Annotated in this window: 21 protein-coding genes; all 21 read right to left on the bottom strand. The window is 39.9% G+C overall.

Annotation, left to right across the window (positions count from 1 at the left end):
- A partial coding sequence (locus HMPREF2853_RS04380) for an SIALI-17 repeat-containing surface protein (protein WP_148131397.1) occupies positions 1 to 2,120 on the bottom strand: 2,120 nt, incomplete at its 3' end.
- A gap of 294 nt (positions 2,121 to 2,414) precedes the next feature.
- Positions 2,415 to 5,207 carry an isoleucine--tRNA ligase gene (gene ileS / locus HMPREF2853_RS04375; RefSeq protein WP_070535012.1) on the bottom strand — a complete coding sequence of 931 codons (2,793 nt, stop codon included), beginning with the start codon at positions 5,205 to 5,207 and terminating at the stop codon, positions 2,415 to 2,417.
- A 251-nt stretch (positions 5,208 to 5,458) separates the two neighbouring features.
- The gene (locus HMPREF2853_RS04370; protein ID WP_001123189.1) at positions 5,459 to 6,253 is read right to left on the bottom strand and encodes a DivIVA domain-containing protein; all 795 of its coding nucleotides are present in this window, start codon (positions 6,251 to 6,253) and stop codon (positions 5,459 to 5,461) included.
- A gap of 8 nt (positions 6,254 to 6,261) precedes the next feature.
- A complete protein-coding gene (locus HMPREF2853_RS04365) occupies positions 6,262 to 7,053 on the bottom strand; it encodes a YlmH family RNA-binding protein (RefSeq protein ID WP_070535010.1) in 792 nt (263 codons plus the stop codon).
- Positions 7,050 to 7,310 carry a YggT family protein gene (locus HMPREF2853_RS04360; RefSeq protein ID WP_000576501.1) on the bottom strand — a complete coding sequence of 87 codons (261 nt, stop codon included), beginning with the start codon at positions 7,308 to 7,310 and terminating at the stop codon, positions 7,050 to 7,052. Before HMPREF2853_RS04360 ends, HMPREF2853_RS04365 begins: the two co-directional genes overlap by 4 nt.
- A complete protein-coding gene (locus HMPREF2853_RS04355) occupies positions 7,310 to 7,840 on the bottom strand; it encodes a cell division protein SepF (RefSeq protein ID WP_049501415.1) in 531 nt (176 codons plus the stop codon). The genes HMPREF2853_RS04360 and HMPREF2853_RS04355 overlap by 1 nt, the downstream gene beginning before the upstream one ends.
- 9 nt (positions 7,841 to 7,849) lie before the next feature.
- Positions 7,850 to 8,521 (bottom strand): YggS family pyridoxal phosphate-dependent enzyme, encoded by a 672-nt coding sequence (locus HMPREF2853_RS04350; RefSeq protein WP_001049616.1) that lies wholly within the window; start codon positions 8,519 to 8,521, stop codon positions 7,850 to 7,852.
- 3 nt (positions 8,522 to 8,524) lie between these two features.
- Positions 8,525 to 9,781, bottom strand: coding sequence for a cell division protein FtsZ (gene ftsZ, locus HMPREF2853_RS04345; protein WP_049501413.1), 1,257 nt, complete (start codon positions 9,779 to 9,781; stop codon positions 8,525 to 8,527).
- Positions 9,782 to 9,797: 16 nt separating this feature from the next.
- Positions 9,798 to 11,168, bottom strand: a complete 1,371-nt coding sequence (gene ftsA, locus HMPREF2853_RS04340; RefSeq protein WP_070535008.1) for a cell division protein FtsA — start codon at positions 11,166 to 11,168, stop codon at positions 9,798 to 9,800.
- A gap of 236 nt (positions 11,169 to 11,404) precedes the next feature.
- On the bottom strand, positions 11,405 to 12,109 hold the full coding sequence (locus HMPREF2853_RS04335; RefSeq protein ID WP_049501411.1) for a YwaF family protein: 705 nt from the start codon (positions 12,107 to 12,109) through the stop codon (positions 11,405 to 11,407).
- 196 nt (positions 12,110 to 12,305) lie between these two features.
- The gene (locus tag HMPREF2853_RS04330) at positions 12,306 to 12,917 is read right to left on the bottom strand and encodes an NUDIX hydrolase (protein WP_070535006.1); all 612 of its coding nucleotides are present in this window, start codon (positions 12,915 to 12,917) and stop codon (positions 12,306 to 12,308) included.
- Complete coding sequence (gene murF, locus HMPREF2853_RS04325) at positions 12,904 to 14,277, bottom strand: UDP-N-acetylmuramoyl-tripeptide--D-alanyl-D-alanine ligase (protein WP_070535004.1); 1,374 nt, start codon at positions 14,275 to 14,277, stop codon at positions 12,904 to 12,906. The genes HMPREF2853_RS04330 and murF overlap by 14 nt, the downstream gene beginning before the upstream one ends.
- A gap of 83 nt (positions 14,278 to 14,360) precedes the next feature.
- A complete protein-coding gene (locus HMPREF2853_RS04320; RefSeq protein ID WP_070535002.1) occupies positions 14,361 to 15,404 on the bottom strand; it encodes a D-alanine--D-alanine ligase in 1,044 nt (347 codons plus the stop codon).
- 293 nt (positions 15,405 to 15,697) lie between these two features.
- Positions 15,698 to 16,330 (bottom strand): hypothetical protein, encoded by a 633-nt coding sequence (locus HMPREF2853_RS04315; RefSeq protein ID WP_070535000.1) that lies wholly within the window; start codon positions 16,328 to 16,330, stop codon positions 15,698 to 15,700.
- A 180-nt stretch (positions 16,331 to 16,510) separates the two neighbouring features.
- Complete coding sequence (locus tag HMPREF2853_RS04310; RefSeq protein WP_049549967.1) at positions 16,511 to 16,999, bottom strand: hypothetical protein; 489 nt, start codon at positions 16,997 to 16,999, stop codon at positions 16,511 to 16,513.
- 26 nt (positions 17,000 to 17,025) lie between these two features.
- Positions 17,026 to 17,316, bottom strand: a complete 291-nt coding sequence (locus tag HMPREF2853_RS09710) for a polymorphic toxin type 44 domain-containing protein (protein ID WP_158084955.1) — start codon at positions 17,314 to 17,316, stop codon at positions 17,026 to 17,028.
- A 448-nt stretch (positions 17,317 to 17,764) separates the two neighbouring features.
- Positions 17,765 to 18,271, bottom strand: a complete 507-nt coding sequence (locus HMPREF2853_RS04300) for a hypothetical protein (RefSeq protein WP_049500298.1) — start codon at positions 18,269 to 18,271, stop codon at positions 17,765 to 17,767.
- A gap of 143 nt (positions 18,272 to 18,414) precedes the next feature.
- Positions 18,415 to 18,945, bottom strand: a complete 531-nt coding sequence (locus tag HMPREF2853_RS04295; protein WP_000957423.1) for a hypothetical protein — start codon at positions 18,943 to 18,945, stop codon at positions 18,415 to 18,417.
- A 49-nt stretch (positions 18,946 to 18,994) separates the two neighbouring features.
- Positions 18,995 to 19,480, bottom strand: a complete 486-nt coding sequence (locus HMPREF2853_RS04290) for a hypothetical protein (protein WP_239831358.1) — start codon at positions 19,478 to 19,480, stop codon at positions 18,995 to 18,997.
- 206 nt (positions 19,481 to 19,686) lie between these two features.
- A complete protein-coding gene (locus tag HMPREF2853_RS04285) occupies positions 19,687 to 20,313 on the bottom strand; it encodes a TipC family immunity protein (RefSeq protein WP_049500790.1) in 627 nt (208 codons plus the stop codon).
- A gap of 179 nt (positions 20,314 to 20,492) precedes the next feature.
- A partial coding sequence (locus HMPREF2853_RS04280) for a thiol-disulfide isomerase (RefSeq protein WP_070534998.1) occupies positions 20,493 to 20,894 on the bottom strand: 402 nt, incomplete at its 5' end.

Here is a 20,894-nt window from a genome sequence, read left to right as displayed (position 1 = left end):
TCACCTTGGACACCCGGAGTTGCGATTTGACGAGCATCTTGGACCAATTCATCCGTTTCTTCTTCACGAATGCTAAAGTTGATTTTCTCTACGCGCGTTTCGTCAGTATATGTCAACGGATACTCTGGCAGGGCGTCTGCTTTTGGCGCTTCGTTCGGTACCATGCTTGGTTTAGCTGTGCCGACTTTGACAATTTGCGTTACTGGAGCTAGAGTTTCCTCGTTAGACAACTCTTGGCGGTCGACAACTTGACCGTTGGAACTGTAGACACGGGTCTTAATCGTACGTTCACCTTGGACACCCGGAGTTGCGATTTGACGGGCATCTTGAACAAGCTCATCCGTATATTGCTCTTCGATATTAAAGGCTATTTTCTCTACGCGGGTTTCGTCAGTATATGTCAGCGGATACTCTGGCAAAGCATCTGCTTTCGGTGCATCACTTGGTACCATATTTGGTTTAGCCGTTCCGACTTTGACAATTTGCGTTACGGGCGCCAAAGTTTCTTCATTGGATAACTCTTGGCGGTCGACAACTTGGCCATTAGAACTGTAGACACGGGTCTTGATAGTTCGTTCGCCTTGAACTCCTGGAGTGGCGATTTGACGACTTCCTTCTGGAATCTCATCTGTATATTGCTCGTCAATAGAAAAATCAATCTTTTCTATTCTAACCTCATCATTTGTAGTCAATTCCAACTCAGAGTTCTCTTGAACAGGCGCTGTTTCTGGACTGGTGCCATATTCTGTCAGTTCTGGAATCTCTTGAACTGGAGGCGTATCAGAACTGGTGCCGTACTCTGCTAATTCTGGAACTTCGTGAACTGGCGCTTTATCAGGATTTGTCCCATATTCCGTCAGTTCTGGAGTCTCACGAACCGGAGACGTCTCAGGACTAGTTCCATATTCCGTCAGTTCTGGAACTTCATGAACTGGAGCTGTATCAAGATTTGTGCCATATTCCTTCAATTCTGGAACTTCATGAACTGGAGATGTCTCAGGAGTTGTACCGTACTCTGCTAATTCTGGAACTTCGTGAACTGGAGTTTCTTTTGGTATCGAGTTAGCTGGAGCTGTTCCAACTAAAATAATTTCAGAAACAGGTTCAACCGTCACTTGATCAGAAATCATTTCGCTTTTCACGATTTCTTGATTCTTACGAAAATGACGAGTCACTACTGTACGTTGACCTCGAACACCTGATTGTATGACTTTTGATTGGCCTTGAGCCAATTCATCGGTATATTGGTATTTTGTCTGATAAGGAAGTTCTTGAACTGACTCCTGCTCGCTAATTTTTAGTTCTGGTAAGTCATAAATAGGAGTTGAGCGTGTGAACTCTATCTCCTTAGCAGCTATAGTTTCTCTTTCTTCCTCAGTTAAAGCATCCCCCTTATCTGAAACAATCTCTTTCATATCAAGATTTGTTTCACTTGGCTTAAGTTCACTTCCCTTCTCTTTCTCTAAGTCAAGTGTCAGATTTTCCTTCAGAGCAGAATGAGCTAAATGACTATCATTTTGTTCTTCATTCTTTAAGTAACCGATATAGTCGTAACCGTCAATTTTCAATGGCGCTGGAAGTGCATCTCCAAGACCCAAGTTAAGACTTTGATTATATGCAGCGAGTTCGATATTCGTAACCGCTAAGACTGTTGGAGATAGCAGTATGGATCCCATTCCAGTTACCAACAAGATCGAAGATAAATACCTCTTCCCATTTCTGCCTCTAACAACTACAAGCACTAGTAATGTAAGACCCATCGCTGTAAAAGTGGATTCCCAAAGGCCGGAGTGACCTGTCTTAGGCAATACTCCAGATGAATCCCCTTGAGTAGTCGGACGATAAACTAAATAATAGGTCTCTGAAGCGTCCTCAACATACTTTGGAATCTCCCTGATCAAGGCACTCTTCTCTGCATCCGTCAATTCAGACTCCACTACGTAGTGGTATTTGACCTGAGCAGACTGCTGACTTTGAATTTCTGCTGCCTTGACAGAAGTCAAGCCCCCAGCCATTTGCCCACTCAAAAGGAAGCTTCCAATAGTCGCCGAAACGAGCCCGACAGACAACTTTCTGAAAGAAAAACGCTGTCGTTTTTCTCCATAAAACCGATGTTTCATTCTCAAAATTTCCTCTTCAATATATTATTCAATCCTTTCTATTCTACCTGATTTAACTTGATTATTCAAATTATTTGTCGCGATTTTTAGAAGCAACACATGCTTTTTAAAAGTACCAAAAAAAGACTCCTCTTTTTAAAAAATCTCAAAAAATCAACTTAAAACTCTCCCTAAAAATGTTGAATTTCTACATCTTTATCCTAAGCTTTTACCAGCAAAAAAAGAGAGAAATGACTTTCTCTCTTTTACCTTTCCTCTCATCTTAAACTATGAGAAGACATATTTCTAATCTGATTATTTGGCTTCAAATCCTTCTGCAACTGCATCCGCAAAGTTTTCTTCTACGATGTTTGCACAGTGGTCACAGATGACTGCATGGTAGCTGCGTTCTGCTGTTGTTGGGTCGATACGACGGCAACGGTCACAAACTTCACCTGCAGCGCGTTCAACTGTAAAGGCAACATCCTCAAAGCTAACTGCGCCTTCTGGAGCTGTACCTTCAGCGATGGTCAATTCTGACACGATCAAAAGTTGAGCTACATTGCTATCCACTGCTCCAAGAAGAGTTTTCACCACTTCATTTGGATAAACTGTCAAGTGTGCTTCAAGCGATTTCCCGATAACTTTTGCATTACGCGCTTCTTCCAAGGCTTTTTGAGCTTGTCCTCGGAAATCCATGAAAGCTGCCCATGTATCCAAGATTTCTTCTTGGTTGGCAAAAGTTTGAGCCTCTGGTAATTCAGACAATTGAACAAAGTCTTCAGCTTCAAACTCAAGATATGACCAGATTTCCTCTGCAGTGTGAGGAAGGATTGGTGTCAAGAGTTTGGTGATTTTCACAAGAATGTCATAGAAGACAGTTTGCATTTGACGGCGTTCGAGTGATTTGGCACCTTCGATGTAAACAACGTCTTTAGCGAAGTCAAGGTAGAAGGCTGACAAGTCAACGTTGATAAAGTTCACCAAGGCCTTGTAAATTGTCAAGAATTCAAAGTTGGCATAAGCATCACGAATGGTCTTGACAAGCTGGTTAAAGCGGATGGTCATGTACTTATCAACCGAACGAAGCTCATCGTAAGCCACTGCGTCTTGAGCTGGGTTAAAGTCAGAAGTGTTAGCAATCAAGAAACGAAGTGTGTTCCGGATCTTACGGTAAGTTTCAGAGACTTGGCTCAAGATATCCATAGAGATACGCACATCGTTGCTTGAGTCCACACTTGTTACCCAGAGACGCAAGATTTCCGCACCAAATTGTTTTTCAACATCACTTGGAGCAATGGTATTCCCAAGAGATTTAGACATCTTCTCACCTTTACCATCAAGGGCAAAACCTTGTGACAAGATTTGTTTATATGGAGCAACGCCATGGTTGGCAACAGATGTGATAAGTGATGAGTTAAACCAACCACGGTATTGGTCAGAACCTTCAAGGTAAAGATCTGCTGGGTATTTGAGTTCTGGACGGTTGACCACTACTCCATTCCATGATGAACCTGAGTCAAACCATACGTCCATGATATCTGTTTCTTTTTTGAACTCGCCATTTGGTGAACCTGGATGAGTAAATCCTTCTGGCAAGAGGTCCTTAGCATCACGTTCCCACCAGATGATAGAACCGTGTTCCTCAAAGAGTTGAGCTACATGTTCAATCGTTTCAGCTGTCATGATAGCTGTACCATCTTCTGCGTAGAAGATTGGAAGCGGAACTCCCCAAGCACGTTGACGAGAGATAACCCAGTCACCACGGTCACGAATCATATTGTAAAGACGAACTTTCCCCCATTCTGAGTGGAACTTCACTTTTTCAATTTCATCCAAGATTTCTTGGCGGAATTTAGATACAGAAGCAAACCACTGTGGAACAGCTCGCCAGATGATTGGTTTCTTGGTACGCCAGTCAAATGGGTATGAGTGAGAAATTTCTTCTTGAGCAAGGAGTAAATCACCCAGTTTTTCGATAACCGTCGGCACAACCTTGTCATAGAACTGACCCGCAAATTCAGGACCAGCATTTTCCATCATAATACCGCGTTCGTTAACTGTTACAGCAACTTCAAGGCCGTTGGCAACACCGACATTGTAGTCGTCCTCACCAAAACCAGGGGCTGTATGGACAATACCAGTACCAGAGTCAGTCGTAACGTGGTCACCAAGGATCACCAACTCATCTACAGCTGTATCCCATGGGTGGACTGTTACGATGTGATTCAATTCTTGACCACGGTAGGTTGCCAAGACTTGCACATCAGCCCAGCCAAATTTCTCAGACAAACTGTTCAACAATTCTGAAGCAACTACAAACTTACGAGATTCACCAGCTGGTTGTACCAATACATAATCAATATCTGCTCCAACTGTCAAACCACGAGATGCTGTGATAGTAAATGGTGTAGTGGTCCATACGACAATATAAGTATCCGTATCTAGAACACCTTTTCCGTCTTTGACGCGGTTAGCATAGTAAAGGGAAGTTGAAAGCAAGTCATGGTACTCAATTTCCGCTTCAGCAAGGGCTGACTCAGAAGACCATGACCAGTAAACAGGCTTGGCACCACGGTAGATATAGCCTTTTTTAGCCATTTCACCAAAGACCCGGATCTGAGCCGCTTCATAGTCCGGAGTCAAGGTCACATAAGGATTTTCCCAGTCACCAGAAACACCCAATCGTTTAAAGTCTTCACGTTGTTTATCAACTTGAGAAAGAGCATACTCGCGACAAAGTTTCAAGTACTCAACCAAGTCCATTTCTTTGCGTTTAACGCCTTGTTTTGCCAAGACTTGCTCGATTGGCAGACCATGTGTATCCCAACCTGGGATGTAAGGTGCATAGAATCCTGACATAGACTTAGAACGAACAATAATATCTTTAGAAATCTTGTTCATGGCATGTCCAACGTGGATATTTCCGTTTGCATACGGAGGTCCATCATGCAAGGTGAAATGTGGTTTTCCTTGGTTCAATTCTTGACGACGTTGGTAAAGTTTTGCTTCTTCCCATTCTTTTTGCCAAACTGGTTCTTTGGTTGGAAGACCAGCACGCATTGGAAAATCTGTTTTCCCTAGATTGAGGGTTTCTTTAAGTTTCATTGTTACTCCTTTAATTTAAACTGACAAAATAAAAACCACGATTCGCAAAAAGGACGAAAATCGTGGTACCACCTTTGTTCGAAAAAAGACAGGGTCTCTTTTCCTCTTTTCCCGTAACGTGGGGAACGTCCAGTCTTACTATTTTCGGACTAGATTTATTGAGAGGATAATCTAACCACTAGGGATTGCAGGACTCTCACCATCTCCCGCTCGCTGAAAATATAGTTGGTTGGATCTTGTTCTCACATTTTTTATAGGATAAGAACAGATTCTTTATTTGCATCGTTCTCAGTTGCTGCAGTAGCTTCTACCTCAACTGACTCTTCATGCTGGTCACTTTCTTCTGTCTGTTGATTTTGTTGAGCTTCAAACTCAGCTAATTCTTTGTTGCCAGCCTCGATACGAGCTTGCAATTCCGCAACCTCTTCTGGTGTGAATTGACGAGTCATATCAATAGGCTCTTCCTCTGGTTGTAAAGATACAGATTCACCCAGAACTTCACCCACCACTTCTTTAAAGGCTTCATCACTTGTCTGAAGGTAAGTAGCTGTTGGGCGAAGAATATCTTCCCAATCAGATGACTCGACAATAGCCAATTGACTTTCAATCGTAGACTTGAGGCGTTGATGGAATACACGGCTCTTGTTCTTCAACTCTTCTGTCTCAACAGCCACTCTCTTCGCATTATCTGTTGCCTGACGGAGAATTTCATTTGCCTTGTATTTCGCTTCTTCAAGCAAACGCTGAGCGTCTTGTTCAGCTTGTTGAATAATATTGTTTGAACGTTCTTGAGCAGCTTGTTTGACACGCTCAGCTGTATCTTGAGCAATCAAAACTGACTGACTCAAGGAATCCTTCATCTCATCGAAGTAAGACAAACGTTCTTCCAAACTCTTGATGTGTGTCTCTTTATCGTGATTGCTACGAACCAAGTCTTCGTAGTCACGAACAACGATGTCCAGAAATTCATCTACTTCTTCTGGGTCAAAACCTCTAAATCTTGTACCAAAGGTTTTATCTTTAATTTCTAACGATGTAATTGGCATACTTTTCCTCACTTACTTAATAATAATTGAATGCTTAATTTTATCTTGTTTTTTTTTGTCTGTCCATTGTCTTTGACAATTTTTAGACGACCAAACTTTCTCACACTGATCAAATCTCCAACTGCAACCTGGTAATCACTTTTTTCAACCAGATGATAGTTTACCTGGACAGATTTTTTCTCTATCAGTTGACTAGCTTGGTTTCTAGATAATTTCAAGGCACTTGATAAGAGGGCATCCAATCGAAAACTCGAAACCAAAATTTCTCGTTCTCTATAATCAATTTTAGACAAAATCCTATCGGTAAAAGGACGTTCCTCCAGCGATACAGGAAGTCTGCCAATCTTTCTTATTCCATCCTGAAAAAGAGGAATGAAATCACGATTGACAAAAATCTGTGCTCTCTTTTCATCTACCAAGATATCACCAAATAATTTACGGTCAATTCCTAGTTGGTTGATGATTGTTCCCAATATTTTTCCATGACTCAGTTGTTCAAACTTACTCGGATAGCAAATTTCCAACAAGGCCATTTCAAAGTCTGATATCTCCGGTTCAAAGTAATCTGGATAGAGAAGAACCCGAACCGACTCTGTCGGAAGAAAATCACCACTACTTTGGTAACCCAGTCCATATGTCCCAGCTAGCACCCTCAAGATCTGTTCCTGATGGGGATTGATAAAAGGAGTAAGTACCGGTGCATAGGTATCTTCTACCCGCTTGATCCACTCTAATCCCTTATCAATAAAGGGAATATCATCTTGGGAAAAATGCTGATAAATGGCTCGATTTACTGTCATAGTAATAGGACTAGTCGTGTTAAGAGATTTCCAACAAACTGAATCAGAATCAGCGCTGCCCAAACCGTAAAATCAAGACCAGCAAATTGTAGATTGAGCTTACGAAGTGGCTCAATAACTGGGCGAGCAAGTCTGATGACTAAGCGACCTAGCTGGCTTTCATAGGCATTTGGAAACCATGAAAGAAGAGCAAATGCAACGAGAATGATGGAATAAATGCTAACCGCATTTTGGATTAAACGGATTAAGAAAATCATTATCTTGCTCTATTTCGTTTAATATCAAAACCAAACTCAGCGCTTTGTGATTCATCTGGAAGTTTGATATCTTCAATATTCACGACAACGTTGACAGGAGTCAATAGATACATCGTGCTCGCAACTTTTTTCATATTTCCAGCCAAGACATGGCGGGCTCCGTCCAAGTAATCAAGGCAACGACGGGCTTGAACCTCTGTCATGTATTGGAAATCAATCAAAATACTTTCATTGCCAGCCAACAAATCTACAATTTCAGTTGCATCTTCGTATTTTCTTGGATAGCGAACGTCAATTGTCACTTTCTCATCTGAACGGTGGCTTTGCATTGCCAATTCTTGCTGTCGTGCATGTAGACGAGTAATATTTGCATCTTTTGCTGATCCTGACTGAGCAGGTGCTGGTAATTCTTTAGAAGATGAGATGGTTGGGCTAACTGTTTCCTCTTGTTGAGTCTGGTAGTTAGTCGTTTCTTCTCCGTCTTCTGTAAAATAATCTATAAATTTATCGAATCTATCTTTTAAAGACATAGCTCTCTCCTATTTAAAAAATGCTGTACCGATTCGAACAAAGGTTGAGCCGAACTGAATCGCTTCTTTAAAATCACGACTCATTCCCATGCTTAGCTCTGTCATCGGCATATTAGGGATTTGTTTTTCTCTAATTTCTGCTTGCAGAGCCTGCGTATCCTTGAAAATTTCTTTCAATTCATCACTGTCTGCCTCAAAAGGAGCCATGGTCATTAAACCAACATACTCAATCTGATCTAACTTAGCCAATTCTGGCAAAAGTTCTAGCAATTCTTCTTTTGAAAACCCATGCTTGCTTTCTTCCCCAGAAATATTGACCTGCAAGAAACACTTGATAACATGATCTGTTCTCTTTTGAATTTCCTGGGCTAACTTAAGGGAATCTAAAGCATGAAAGTAATCCACATATGGGATTACTTCTTTCACTTTCCGTCTCTGTAGTGTTCCTATTAAATGCCAAGTAACTGGGTAATCTTTCAAGGCCTGATATTTTTCTAAAAATTTATCGACTCGATTTTCACCTATATGACGGACACCAAGCGGAAGCAAGGCTTCCGCTGTTTGTACATCTACATACTTTGTCACTGCGATTACTGAAACAGCATCTAGAGCACGGTTGGCTTCTTGACTAGCATCAGCTATTTGCTGAAAAACTAATTCAGTATTTTTTTTCAAATTCATTGATTAACGGTTTTTGAAGAATGGAGGTGTATCCAATTCATCTTCATCTTGTGAAACTGGTGTTTCGAAGCGTTCTACCGGTGAAACAACTGGATCTGTTTGGCGAACAATTGACTCACGACGCAAGTCCCAGTCTCCAAAAGCAGACGCTTGGTTTGTTTCAAAACGACGTGGGCTTGATTTAGGCAATTCTGCTGTTTCTTCCAAGTCGAATTGACGGTCAAATGTGTGTGTTTGTGGCGCTTTAGTTGATGGACGTCCAACTGGTTGGTTGTTACGAGCTCCAACTACTTTTTCCACTCGCTCTTGACGAACACCTGTCGCTACAACAGTAACACGGATTTCATCCTTCATGCTTTCGTCAATTGATGTTCCAAGCCAGATGTTTACACCTTGGCCAGCTGCTTGGTTGACAATTTCTGAAGCTTCTTCTGCTTCAATCAAAGTCAAGTCAAGACCACCAGTAACGTTGACGATGACATCTTCAGCACCATCGATAGTTGTTTCAAGAAGTGGAGAGTAAATTGCTTTACGAGCTGCTTCAACAACGCGTTCTTCACCACTACCGATACCGATACCCATAAGGGCATTTCCTTTGTTGGCCATTACAGTTTTCACGTCAGCAAAGTCAAGGTTAATCAATCCTGGGTTCGTGATCAAGTCAGTGATCCCTTGAACACCTTGGCGAAGAACGTTATCTGCTTCGCTAAGAGCTTCAAGAAGTGGCGTTTTCTTATCAACGATTTCAAGCAAGTTGTTGTTAGAGATAATCAACAAAGTATCAACATGCTCGCGAAGTTCGTTGATTCCTTCTACAGCGTACTGGCCACGTTTGCTTCCTTCAAATCCGAAAGGACGTGTCACAACACCAACTGTAAGAGCACCAAGATCTTTAGCGATACGTGCAATAACAGGGGCTGCACCTGTACCAGATCCACCACCCATACCTGCAGTGATAAAGACCATGTCCGCTCCAGTGATAGCTTCCGTCAAAGCTTCTTCACTTTCTTCTGCAGCTTTACGTCCAACTTCTGGACGTCCTCCAGCACCCAAACCACGAGTCAATTTTGGACCAAGTTGGATAACTGTTTCTGCTTTCGTACTGCTAAGGGCTTGTACATCAGTGTTGGCTGCGATAAATTCTACACCAGCAACACCTTCGTCAACCATGCGGTTGATGGCGTTGCCACCACCACCACCGACACCAATTACCTTAATAACTGCGCCTTGAGCTGCTGCTGTATCAAATGAAAATGTCATAATTTCTTATCCTCTTTTATTCATCAAACATGCTTCCGATCAAACCACGGAAACGTTCTGTTAGCTTCGGTTTACTTTGAGAACTTGCTTGGAATTCTTCCTTGGGAGCAACTGGAGTTTCCTGCACAGTTTCAGCTGGAGCTGCTTGTGCTGGACTTGGTTGCGCTACTGGATTCAAACGTTGATTTGGAATGCCAAAGTTGATTGGTTTTTGACGAAGGAATTCATCTCCTTTAACTGCTTTTTGGGCAAGAAGATTGACTTCAGTCAATTTACCAGCAAACTCAGACAAGCTAATCACGTGCGCAAATGCAGGGTTGCGAATTCCAACTTGATTTGGTACATAAAGTTTTACTCGAACACCAAATACTTCTTGGGCTAATTCAACAATTCCTGGCAAAATTGCATTTCCACCGATAAGGACGATGCCACCTGGCAAATCTAACAAGTGTCTTCTTTCCAACTCTTGTTTGATTTGGTCAAAGATATGTTTGATACGTGCTGAGATAATTTCTGCCAAGTAGCTTTCTGTTACTTCAACAGGTTCTACTTCACCAATTACTTCAACTTGGAAAGTTTCGTTACTTGCAAGTGGAACGTAAGCTTCACCATAGTTCAATTTCAAACTTTCTGCAATTTTTTGAGATGTTTTCAAGACTTTAGAAATGTCTTTAGTAACGTAATCTCCACCTTCTTGGTAGATGTTAGTGAACTGCAATTCTTGGTTACGGATAGTCGCTACAGTAGTCTGACCTCCACCCATGTCAATGACAGTCGCACCAAATTCACGTTCACCTTCATTGAGAACGGAGTTCACTATTGCCAAAGGTGAAATAATCACATTATCAACATGAATGCCTACACGCTCAACTGTCTTGCGAAGATTGTGTAGAATCGTACGAGGACCTGTGTAAAGCAGACCACGCATTTCCAAGCGAACACCCATCATACCACGAGGGTCACGGATGCCTTGGAATCCATCCACGATGAATTCTTCTGGAATAAAGGTAATCACTTCACGGTCAGGAGTCATGCTCTTTGTCAAAGCTGATTTGACAACATTTTCAACATCTTGATCTGTGATTTCTTTGGTATCTGAAGTTACAGGAATCATTCCTTGTGTTGGTTCAACCTGCAAGAGGTTTGCTGGAAGGCCAACGTTGACAGATTTAATAGAAATACCAGCTTTCTCTTCTGCCTGTGTGATTGCAGATTTGATTGCTGAAGCAGCTGCTTCAATATCAACAATAATTCCGTCTTTTACACCTTTACTTTTGGCATTACTAACACCAATTACATTTACTTCGCCATCTCTATGCTCAGCTACTAGCACTTTAATCGAGCTAGTTCCGATATCTAAGCCTGTAAAAAAACCATCTCTAGTCATTACATCGCATCCTCTCTGTCTTCCAAGTTTCTCACTTCTATTTAATAACTATGTTTGGGCATAGCTATTCAAAGAATATTATAACACAAAAAATCTTATTGTGCTTAGATTTTGATAAAATTCCTGCATGTTTTTTGAGAAAATTCTAGAAAAATTCTTCTTCTAAGAGATTATTTGAAGTTAACGTTCACAATTTCCTTTTTGTTTCTTAAAAATCCAAAAAAGAGAAGATCATTTTAAATCTTCTCTTGAATAAATTCTTCCGATTTTTGTTGTAAAAAATTTTCTACTAATTTCCCTGTTAAGCGAATTGCTATCACGATAACAGTCGAAACAAGGAGATAATTTAAGGGCTGGCCGAAGCTTCCAACAAGTGGTGGTTTGTTTAAAAATCCATAATCTCCACCTACAACTAAGTTGACAACCCATATCAAGCCATTTAAGGCGAAAGTAATCACCACCACATTCTTCAAATTGAGAAGGGAAGGTTGATAGTTTCTAAACAAGTATAGGAGCGCATTTCCTAAAAGGGCAACATGTCCAATAATGAAGGACAAAATGGTCACGTGTGGAAATGGGTAGGGATCAAAGAGTGGGTAAGCCAGTGCCGCTGTTGCTCCAAAAGTTCCTAAAAGGGCAAAGTATTGTTTGTACTTGGATGTCCCTGGAATCAAGAGCATCACAAACATGGCGATACGGCAATGATAGAAGGGCAAACTTTCTGACAGAGGCATGAGATTGCCCCAATACCAGCTATACAGAACAATCAGTTGAACAGACTGAAGGATCTGAATAAAACGCTGGTAAGCCACTTTATCGCGAAAACGATAAGAAGCATAGAAAGTAAGAGCCAGTAAACATAACAAACCAATGTACCAGTGGAGTTCAAACTGGGGCGGTTCTGATATCTGTGTGGTAAATAATTTATCCCACAAATTCATATTCTATTCCTCGTTCATCTAGCTAGAGGCAGTATAAAATTCACTTTCTCCAGCTTTTAAATTTTTTGAAAAAACTTGATTCTATGCTATTCATAGAACACTTGCGTCTTAAATTCGCAACCTATTATATCATTTGTATTGCAGAAATGCACCTTGCAGACACCCTTTTTTGATTTGTCAACTTCTCTAGCATAAACTAATCAACATATTGGTCTCTTTGTCCTTTATAAACTTGCCAGAGAATCTCCATTTGGTCCTTGGCGATGCGTTTTTCAGATAAGACTGGCAATTGGTCAATGGCAAAAAATTGAAGGTCAGCAATTTCTTGATTCTCTTGAAATTGTCCATCAAGAAGCTTACATTCAAAGACAAACTTTGCATATTGTTTGCTCTGCAGTTGGAAACGATTGGTATCAAAAACTGCAAGTAACCTTTCAGCTTTTGCTGTAAAGCCGGTTTCTTCTTCAATTTCTTTAAGAATATTTTCGGTTGGAGAATAGCCAACTTCACCAAAACCACCTGGCAAAGCCCAACTATCCTCTCCTTTTCCTCTAACTAAACAGACTTTTTCATCCTCAACAATCCAAGCACGGACGTCCATCAGAGGAGTTGCATAAGCGGACGGTGGTTTCAAGACTTCTGCCACTTCTTCTGCATCGAGGTCTGATACCTGATTCAACATTTCAGATAAAAGGATTCGCAAGTCCTCGTAGCGCTCACGGTCGAAAGGATCTTTTGTAAAAGTTAATCCAGTATCCGTAATGGCTAACATTCTTTGCAGATACTTGGTAAAATCACTTGCATTCATTTTCTAAACTTTCTACCAACTTGGCTAGATTCATGGAGTTAGAGCCTTTAAGCAAAATTTGGTCATTGGCACCGAGGCTTTCCTTGACTTGCTTGACAAGGTCTTCAAATTGGTCCTCGTCAGCTGTTTTCTTAAAATAGAAAACGTGGCCGATTGGAAACATTTGACTGGCAAGTTGTGCCAATTCGGCAATGTCTTCTCCATAGAAAATAACGGTATCCAGCACATCTGGCGATAGGCTTAAAATCATCTGGTTATGGAGTTGGACTGACTGGTCGCCGAGTTCCTTCATGTCTGCCAAGACAGCGATTTTCTTGCCCCCTTCATTAGCTGGAATGGCAGAGAATGTCTCCAAAATCAACTTCATAGCAGTTGGATTGGCATTGTATACGTCAGACAGAATATCTGCTCCATTGGCTGCCTTCTTCCACTCAGTACGATTGCGGGTCAATTCTAGGTTCTGAAAGGCCTGACGAATTTGCTCCTCTGAAACTCCTTCTTGTAGAGCCACATAAGCAGCAATCATAGCATTGGTGGCATTGTACTTACCTGTCACTGGCAAATCGAGGGCTTGTCCCAAGAAATTGGCCTTAAAGGTCAGACTATTCTTGCGCTCAACCAAGTCTGTGATTTCCAGCTCTGCTCCTGGCCCAAAACGAACCACCTTTTTATCTGTAGGCAAGTAGTCCTCTACAATCGAGTCAGCTGGTGCCAAAAGCAAAGAACCTGGTGCCATACCATCTGCAATCTGCATTTTTCCTTTGGCAATCTCAGAACGGTCTTTGAAAAAGGCCAAATGAGCCTCTCCAACCAAGGTCACAATGGCTGTCTTAGGATGAGCCAATTCAGACAAGAGATGGATATCCCCCAAGTGATCCTGCCCCATTTCCAAGACCAATTTTTCAGTATCATCTGGCATATGAAGAACTGTGTAAGGAAGACCAATCTCGTTATTGTAATTGCCCTGAGTTTTGTAGGTCTTGTAGGTTGTTGATAATAAATGTGCCAACATATCCTTGGTCGTCGTTTTTCCATTTGAACCCGTTACGGCAAAGACATCAACAGCCGTTTTCTCAAGATAGTAGGCGGCTAGTTGTTGAAAGGCAATCAAAACGTCAGCTACTAGAATGTAGGGATGATTTGCAACCTCTTTCTCAGACAAGGTTACTGCTGCACCATTTTCAAAAGCTGTTTCGATAAAGTCATGACCATCGCGCGCACCTTTGAGTGGCACAAACAAATCACCTGTCCCAATCAAACGACTGTCAAACTCAGCCTTTTCTAACTGAACGTCCGCAAAAAGACTAACATCATTTTTAGCTCCAACAGCTTGGGCAACTTCGTGGATTGTTAATTTCATTTCTACTCCTTTAAAAAGGGGTGAAGTCCGAGAACTTGACTCACCTAACAGTGATGGTTCTAACTCCTACCCTCTCTTTCATTTTATAGCAAATGCGCTTCGCGCTTGTCAAAACTTTGCTTAGCAAGATCAACCAAATGCTCAATTAGTTCTGGGTAGCTGATTCCCATATTGTCCCAAAGTAGTGGATACATAGACCACTGGGTAAAACCTGGCATGGTATTCAGCTCGTTTAGGAAAATCTCGCCCCTATCTGTATAGAAGAAATCACAACGAGACAGACCGAGGCCACCAATTGCACGGAAGGCTGTTTCTGCATTTCGACGCATGACAGCTACCACATCATCACTGATTCTAGCCGGAATATCCATAGTAATCTTGTTATCGATATATTTGGCATCATAGTCATAAAAGGCAACATCCTTGACCACTTCGCCAGGAAGCGTACTCTTGACATCGTAGTTACCCAAGAGACCGACCTCAATTTCGCGCGCGTTCACCCCTTGCTCTACCAAGACACGGCTGTCATATTGGAAGGCAAGTTCCAATGCTTGACGGAGCTCATCTTGATTTTCAGACTTAGAAATACCGACACTTGAACCCATGTTTGATGGCTTCGTGAAGACTGGATAAGTCAATTTTTCTTCAACTTCAGCGATTTTAGCAGTCACATCATCCCCTTCGACGATAGCCACATAAGGAACTTGAGCAATCCCGACAGATTCTAAGACACGCTTGGTCGTGATTTTATCCATAGCAAGACTTGATGACAAGATATTGCAGCCGACATAAGGCATTTTCAAAACTTCCAAGAATCCTTGAACAGAGCCATCCTCTCCCATTGGGCCATGAAGAACTGGAAAGACTACTGCACCTTCTTCGTAGATGGCACTTGGCGCTATTTTCTTGTCCCAGTCAATAGTCGCATTGGTCATGAGATGATCCTCTTGACCTGGAGTCTGGCTAAATTCTTGCGTTTTGATAAAGTCACCTGACTGACTGATAAAGAAAGTCTTGACTGTGAAACGGTCGTAGTTTACCGCACGCATTACACTTTCAGCTGAAAGGACAGAGACTTCACGCTCTGCACTACGCCCACCGTATAAAAGAATAATCGTTTGTTTCATATTGCTTGTCCTAATTCTAATAGAATACTCGTTCTTTAGTATATCATATTTGCTTCTTTTTTGAAACTTGTATCTAAAAAAGCCCTCATTTGAGAGCTGAAATTCTACCTATCCACCACTTGAGCTTCAAAGTGTGCTGATTTGTCGTCTACCTTGGTCATGGTAATCGTATAGGACTTGTTATTGGTTACATAAAAAAACTTTCTCCCCTTGGTAGTTGACAACAATCCCATACTAAATTAATGTCTTTTTTATTGTTCGGAAGCTCTTTATCATCAAACCTTTTTGGAGCTCTATCCATTCTGCAAAATTTCGTTCTCTTTCCTTTTTCTACGCTGACCCGACCACCTGATAAACTGCAACAATACTATCATACGAAGAATTAAATAGACCAAACGAAGGATTTTCATCTTTCCAAGAGCTGATAAGAAGTTTTTCCTTGCATTCCCCACTTCTTGAACTAACTGTTCAACCGTCTTACCTGTTTCCTCTTCAATAGCAACTGCATTCTTTGAAATCAAATAATATTTTTGTTCTAATCTGCTGATATAGGCTTTGGAAATTGGCTCGTCTAAGAAAAAATATACTCTATCAGCATATTCATCCTGAGACAGCGTATAGTAAACTTCAGCTTCACTCTCCCATTTTTTAGGAAAACTAGTTATTCTAATATTTCCATAGTCTAAATGCATCATTCCATCTAAAACGTCATTAGTCCATTCTTCCGCATAATGGTATAATTTCATTTTCTTATCTACCATTGGCCAAACTATAACATACCGACTATGCATGAATTCCTTAGTTAATGCAGAATTACTTGCCAAACTGGTCGCACTAATCTCATATACTGACCAAATAAGAACTAAGAGCATTAAGACAGCTTGAGTTGGTTTGTTTTTATAATATTTTTTCATTTTATTTAACATTTTACTCTCCAACTGCGGGATTAGGTTTATCTAAATCTTTTTTGACATTTTGACTAGTATTCGCCACTAGATCCTTTCTTGCATATTCGAAAGAAACAAGCTGATTGTTACTTTCAAAGCAAATAAGTCTCCTTTACTAAACAATTGCAACTACTGAGGCCTAGTTTACGGTTCCTAAATCTACCGATCCACCACTTGAGCTTCAAAGTGCGCCGGTTTGTCGTCTACATTGGTGATGGTAATCGTGTAGGACTTGTTATTGGTTACATTAAATACTTTTTCCCCTTTGTAACTGACAACAATTCCATCCCGTACTAAATTAATGTCCTTTTGATTGTTTGGAAGCTCTTCATCATCATTTTCTGAATGATTTCTTCTAAAAAGTTTTTGTTCTTCAACACCATAAAAAATATCGCTATCCATCTCAAACCAAACTTTTTTACCTGATAATTTAAGCTTATTAGTGTCATTTTTTTTCAAGATTAATTCTAAGTAGTATTCTACATCATGTGTCCGAGGATTTACTGTAAAGTTAGCCGACTCTCCTGGTTGCAGAGTATACTTACCAAGATTTTGTGCCCATAGATTAAAGAAAAAAATGGCCGCCAAAACTACAACAAGTGTTAAACTACAACCTAAATTCCAATTTGATTTTCTCTTCAAGTTCATTTGTAACTCTCCTTATAGTCATTAATTCAGTCTTGAATCATCTTAGCATCTCCTGGATTATCTCCATAATTTCCATTAATAATGTTCTCTAAATATTTCAAAGGATTCTTATCTGACCATCCCTGAGCCACTCCTGCCCCAACTTTCAAATATGCATCACTCGATTCTAAGTAACCTTTACCAACATAGCCAAAGAGATAATTTCCCAAATAATCAGACTTCATCCCTTGTTTCCACTTTCGTCCCCAGAGTGAGAACGGATATTCTTCTCTGTATGTTCGGTTTTTTAAGTCTAGCGGTTTATTAGAATTAACCAAATCTATAAATGTTCCATTGTCTCCAATCTCATTTCCTATAGCAATCGAATTATCGACTCTTCCATTATCACCAGGGCTTTTCCATTTTCCAACTTATCTAAGATTTCTGGTATTCTTTATGCAAATCCTTAGCTTTCTTAGAAGAATCATATTTTGCACTCTCAATCTTCACATCCTTCATCTTCTGCACCCAGCTCATGTCCACACCGTCCGCATAGTAGTTGCCATCACAATTGACGAGGTATGGGGAATTTACACAAATAGATTCCTAGTAATCACTAAAAAAGGAAACTCTGGAAATGAATAGTCCTCACGAAGTATAGAACTAAAAGAAAAAAGGGGAGTGTAAAATTGGTAACTTAAGTTTTACAAAGAAAAGAAGACAAGAATAAAGCTATCAAAGTGAAAAAATAATCATTTTTTCTTCATTTTACTTTTCTAGTTTCCTCTATTCACCTGTCACCTGCGCTTCAAATCTAATGTCTCTGTCTGAAATATTCGTTATTTTTATTTGTTTTGCGTTTGGAATCTCAAATTCCCAAGATTCTTTAGATTGAAGAACTACACCTTTTTCTGATAAATATATACTATTATTTGTATCGTTTTCTTTTATTTTTGTTGGGATATTACTTGACGATGAGTAGATTTCGCTAATTTCTTGCTTCAAAACATCATAGTTAGTCCCTAAAAGGTTTCCTTCTCCCTTCTGCCACCATGAGGTTTTCCCAGATAATTCTAATTTCCCACCAGAAATCTTAGATAGATATAATTTTGGAGTAAATTCCTTTTGTTTTGAGGTCGGAACTTTTAAAACTATGGAATCCCCTGGTTTCAAGGTATAACTCGCATTTTTGAAATACAAAAAAATATAATAGGAAAACACAATCGCTACAATAGCAACTATTCCAGAACATCCTAGATTCCATTTATTAAATTGTTTTCTTTTATTTTTCACGCGTACTTCTCCCCATTCTTCGTCAGAAACTCAGATTGAGACATATCACTAATCTGCTCCAAGATCCTCTCTCCAAATATCCTTGTCGGTCACATCAACCCAATTTTTGGGGCTAAAGCGACTAGAGTATATGGAGGTCCAGTTTACCGATCCACCACTTGAGCTTCAAAGTGTGCCGGTTTGTCGTCTACATTGGTGATGGTGATCGTGTAGGGAGTTTCTTCCGTCACCCCAAATACTTCCTTTATCTCCCCTTGAACCACTATACCATCACTTTCTAAATAGATACTTTTACTCTTATCATTTGGTAAGTCTTTACGCTCGGTTTTGTCTTTTAAAAAAATTAGCTCCGTTATTGTTTGCTTTTCAACATTATAGACTATATTACTGTCTTTCATTCCCCAACCTTTTCGACCGGACAATTTTAACTTCGCATCATCTAATTTTTTAAAATGTAGTTCCGAATTATACTCTAGCTGATCTGTATTGGGATAAACTCTCAATTGAACACTTTGACCAGGTTGCAGAGTGTAATTACCAGCATTTAAAACCACACAAATAAAAACTGCCGCAAACGAACCATACAACAATCCGATGATCATTCTTGAGAGACTGCTTTTAAAGTGCCGTAAAAGTAGAAATAAAGACACAATAAATAACACGGGTGTTAGCATTTTAGTTTTCCTCTCTCATCACTATTAAAATCCAGAAGAACTGTGGCCTTCAATCCCTCCTTAAAAGAGAGTATATTTTCCAACCCAAAAGAAAGCAGACCAAAGCTATCGAATAGTAGAAAATTTTCTGAAGCAAATGATTTAAAACTATCTTTCTCATCTGATTCACAACTGTATATAACTGATTCATCGCATTGTCCGAGCGTTGTTCCCAAACGGTCACTGAAGAACCTGTGTTACTTTCAATCACAGCTTGATTTTCACTTGCTAATTTCAAATATCTCCCAGCATGATACAACCGCTTTTCCCCATTTAACCAACTAATTTCAACACTCTTGTCTCCTTGTAATCGATTATTGTAACTGATGGATACCGCTTGATTCTCAGAAGAAATCTTACTTTCAATTTGATTATAGTCATCCACCACATAGATAAGGCCGATGTTCTTTCCATTTTCTTTTGAGGGCACTAGATGAATATGCTTATCAAGAGCATGCCAATCCTGATCATTTTTATCTTGAATCAATTTAACCATACTACTATTCACATCCATCTTAGAAAATGAAATATATTGGTAGATCGGCTTAATGATGAACAATACCATATAAAAAAGGAAAAATAGGATAGACTTACTTTTATTTCTCATTTACTGCTCCAAAGTAACTTTTTTTACAAAATATTCTTAAGAACTCTGTCATGGCAACCTGCCTTTATAAAACTATTACCTCGTCGTTCCGTTTGTTATTCGGTTCTCCATATATCCTTAACTGTCACTTCTCCCCAATTATCTAGGCTAAAACGACTGGCATATATGGAAGTCCAGTCTGCCAAGACTTTGTGACGGAGTATTTCATCTGCTTCCCTGCGAATCTCATCGGCAGTCTTTCCATGCTCCGTTAGAAAGGCTTCTACTTGAGACTGATGATAATATCTCACGCTTTTCTCATCGTGATACCACATAAATCGTTCTAATTGCTGATTGTTTACATCGTACAGGTAATCTACATTTATGGTTGTCTCTGTATCTGGCAGTCTCAAACGCATCTCTATCCCAACTTTCGTCATCTCCTGAAATCCAAAATAAAAATAATAACCTAGAGATTGAATAGTATTTGGTAAATCTACACTTTTATAATCAATAGAATGAATAGAAATTTCTTGAGAATCGTTGTCCACAAATTTTAAACTTTTTAACTTATAAAAAGCTCGACCTTTCCATAGAAACGTATAATTGTGATAATCACTTTCTTCGTAGTATATTTCATCAAAAATATTGTGAACTCTCTGATATTTATAGTACTGAAAACCAGAGAAAGATAATAATAGAACTATTAGCAACGAAAAAATTGCAAATTTCCTCTTCTTCATCTAATCACCTCATCTCTGTCAACTCTTGATTACCTGTTTCAATATTTCGAATGAAATTATCAATACTTGGGTAATTTTTTTGTAGCTTATCTACGGTATCTTTTTCTAGTAAAATCCCTCAACACACCCCGTTGTTCATACGACATTGTGTTAAGAAAGAAGTTACTTTCTCTGGTAAACTATCCATACAAAGTCTGATACATCTTTTTCATGAAAGCCTCAAGCTCTTTTTGAACAATCTTTAATAGGCGCTCTTCTTCAGCTTGGGGGATAGTCACTCTCTCATTTTTATTTTTTTCATTTGTTTGAAAATAGGCGCTAGAAACTATATCCAAGTTCTTATCCAATTCATATAGTACACTAGTTATTTTACCATCTATCTCTATTTCAAAATAAGCAGTAACCCCCCGTCCACGATACGATATTTTCAAATCGATGTCTCCTTTTATTTCTATGGAGTCAATTCCTCCATCCAAGCGAATAGCTCCATCGGGAGGAATGACATAGCCCGCTTTACGGATGTCAGGCGCATATTTCCCTGATGCCATCAAACGTTGTAAGACGGCTATATTGTCCCTCTC

Source organism: Streptococcus sp. HMSC077F03, from assembly GCF_001812375.1.
GTDB classification, from domain to species: domain Bacteria; phylum Bacillota; class Bacilli; order Lactobacillales; family Streptococcaceae; genus Streptococcus; species Streptococcus oralis_S.
The sequence above is the reverse complement of the archived record's forward strand: the minus strand, read 5'-3'. Positions and strand labels throughout refer to the sequence as shown.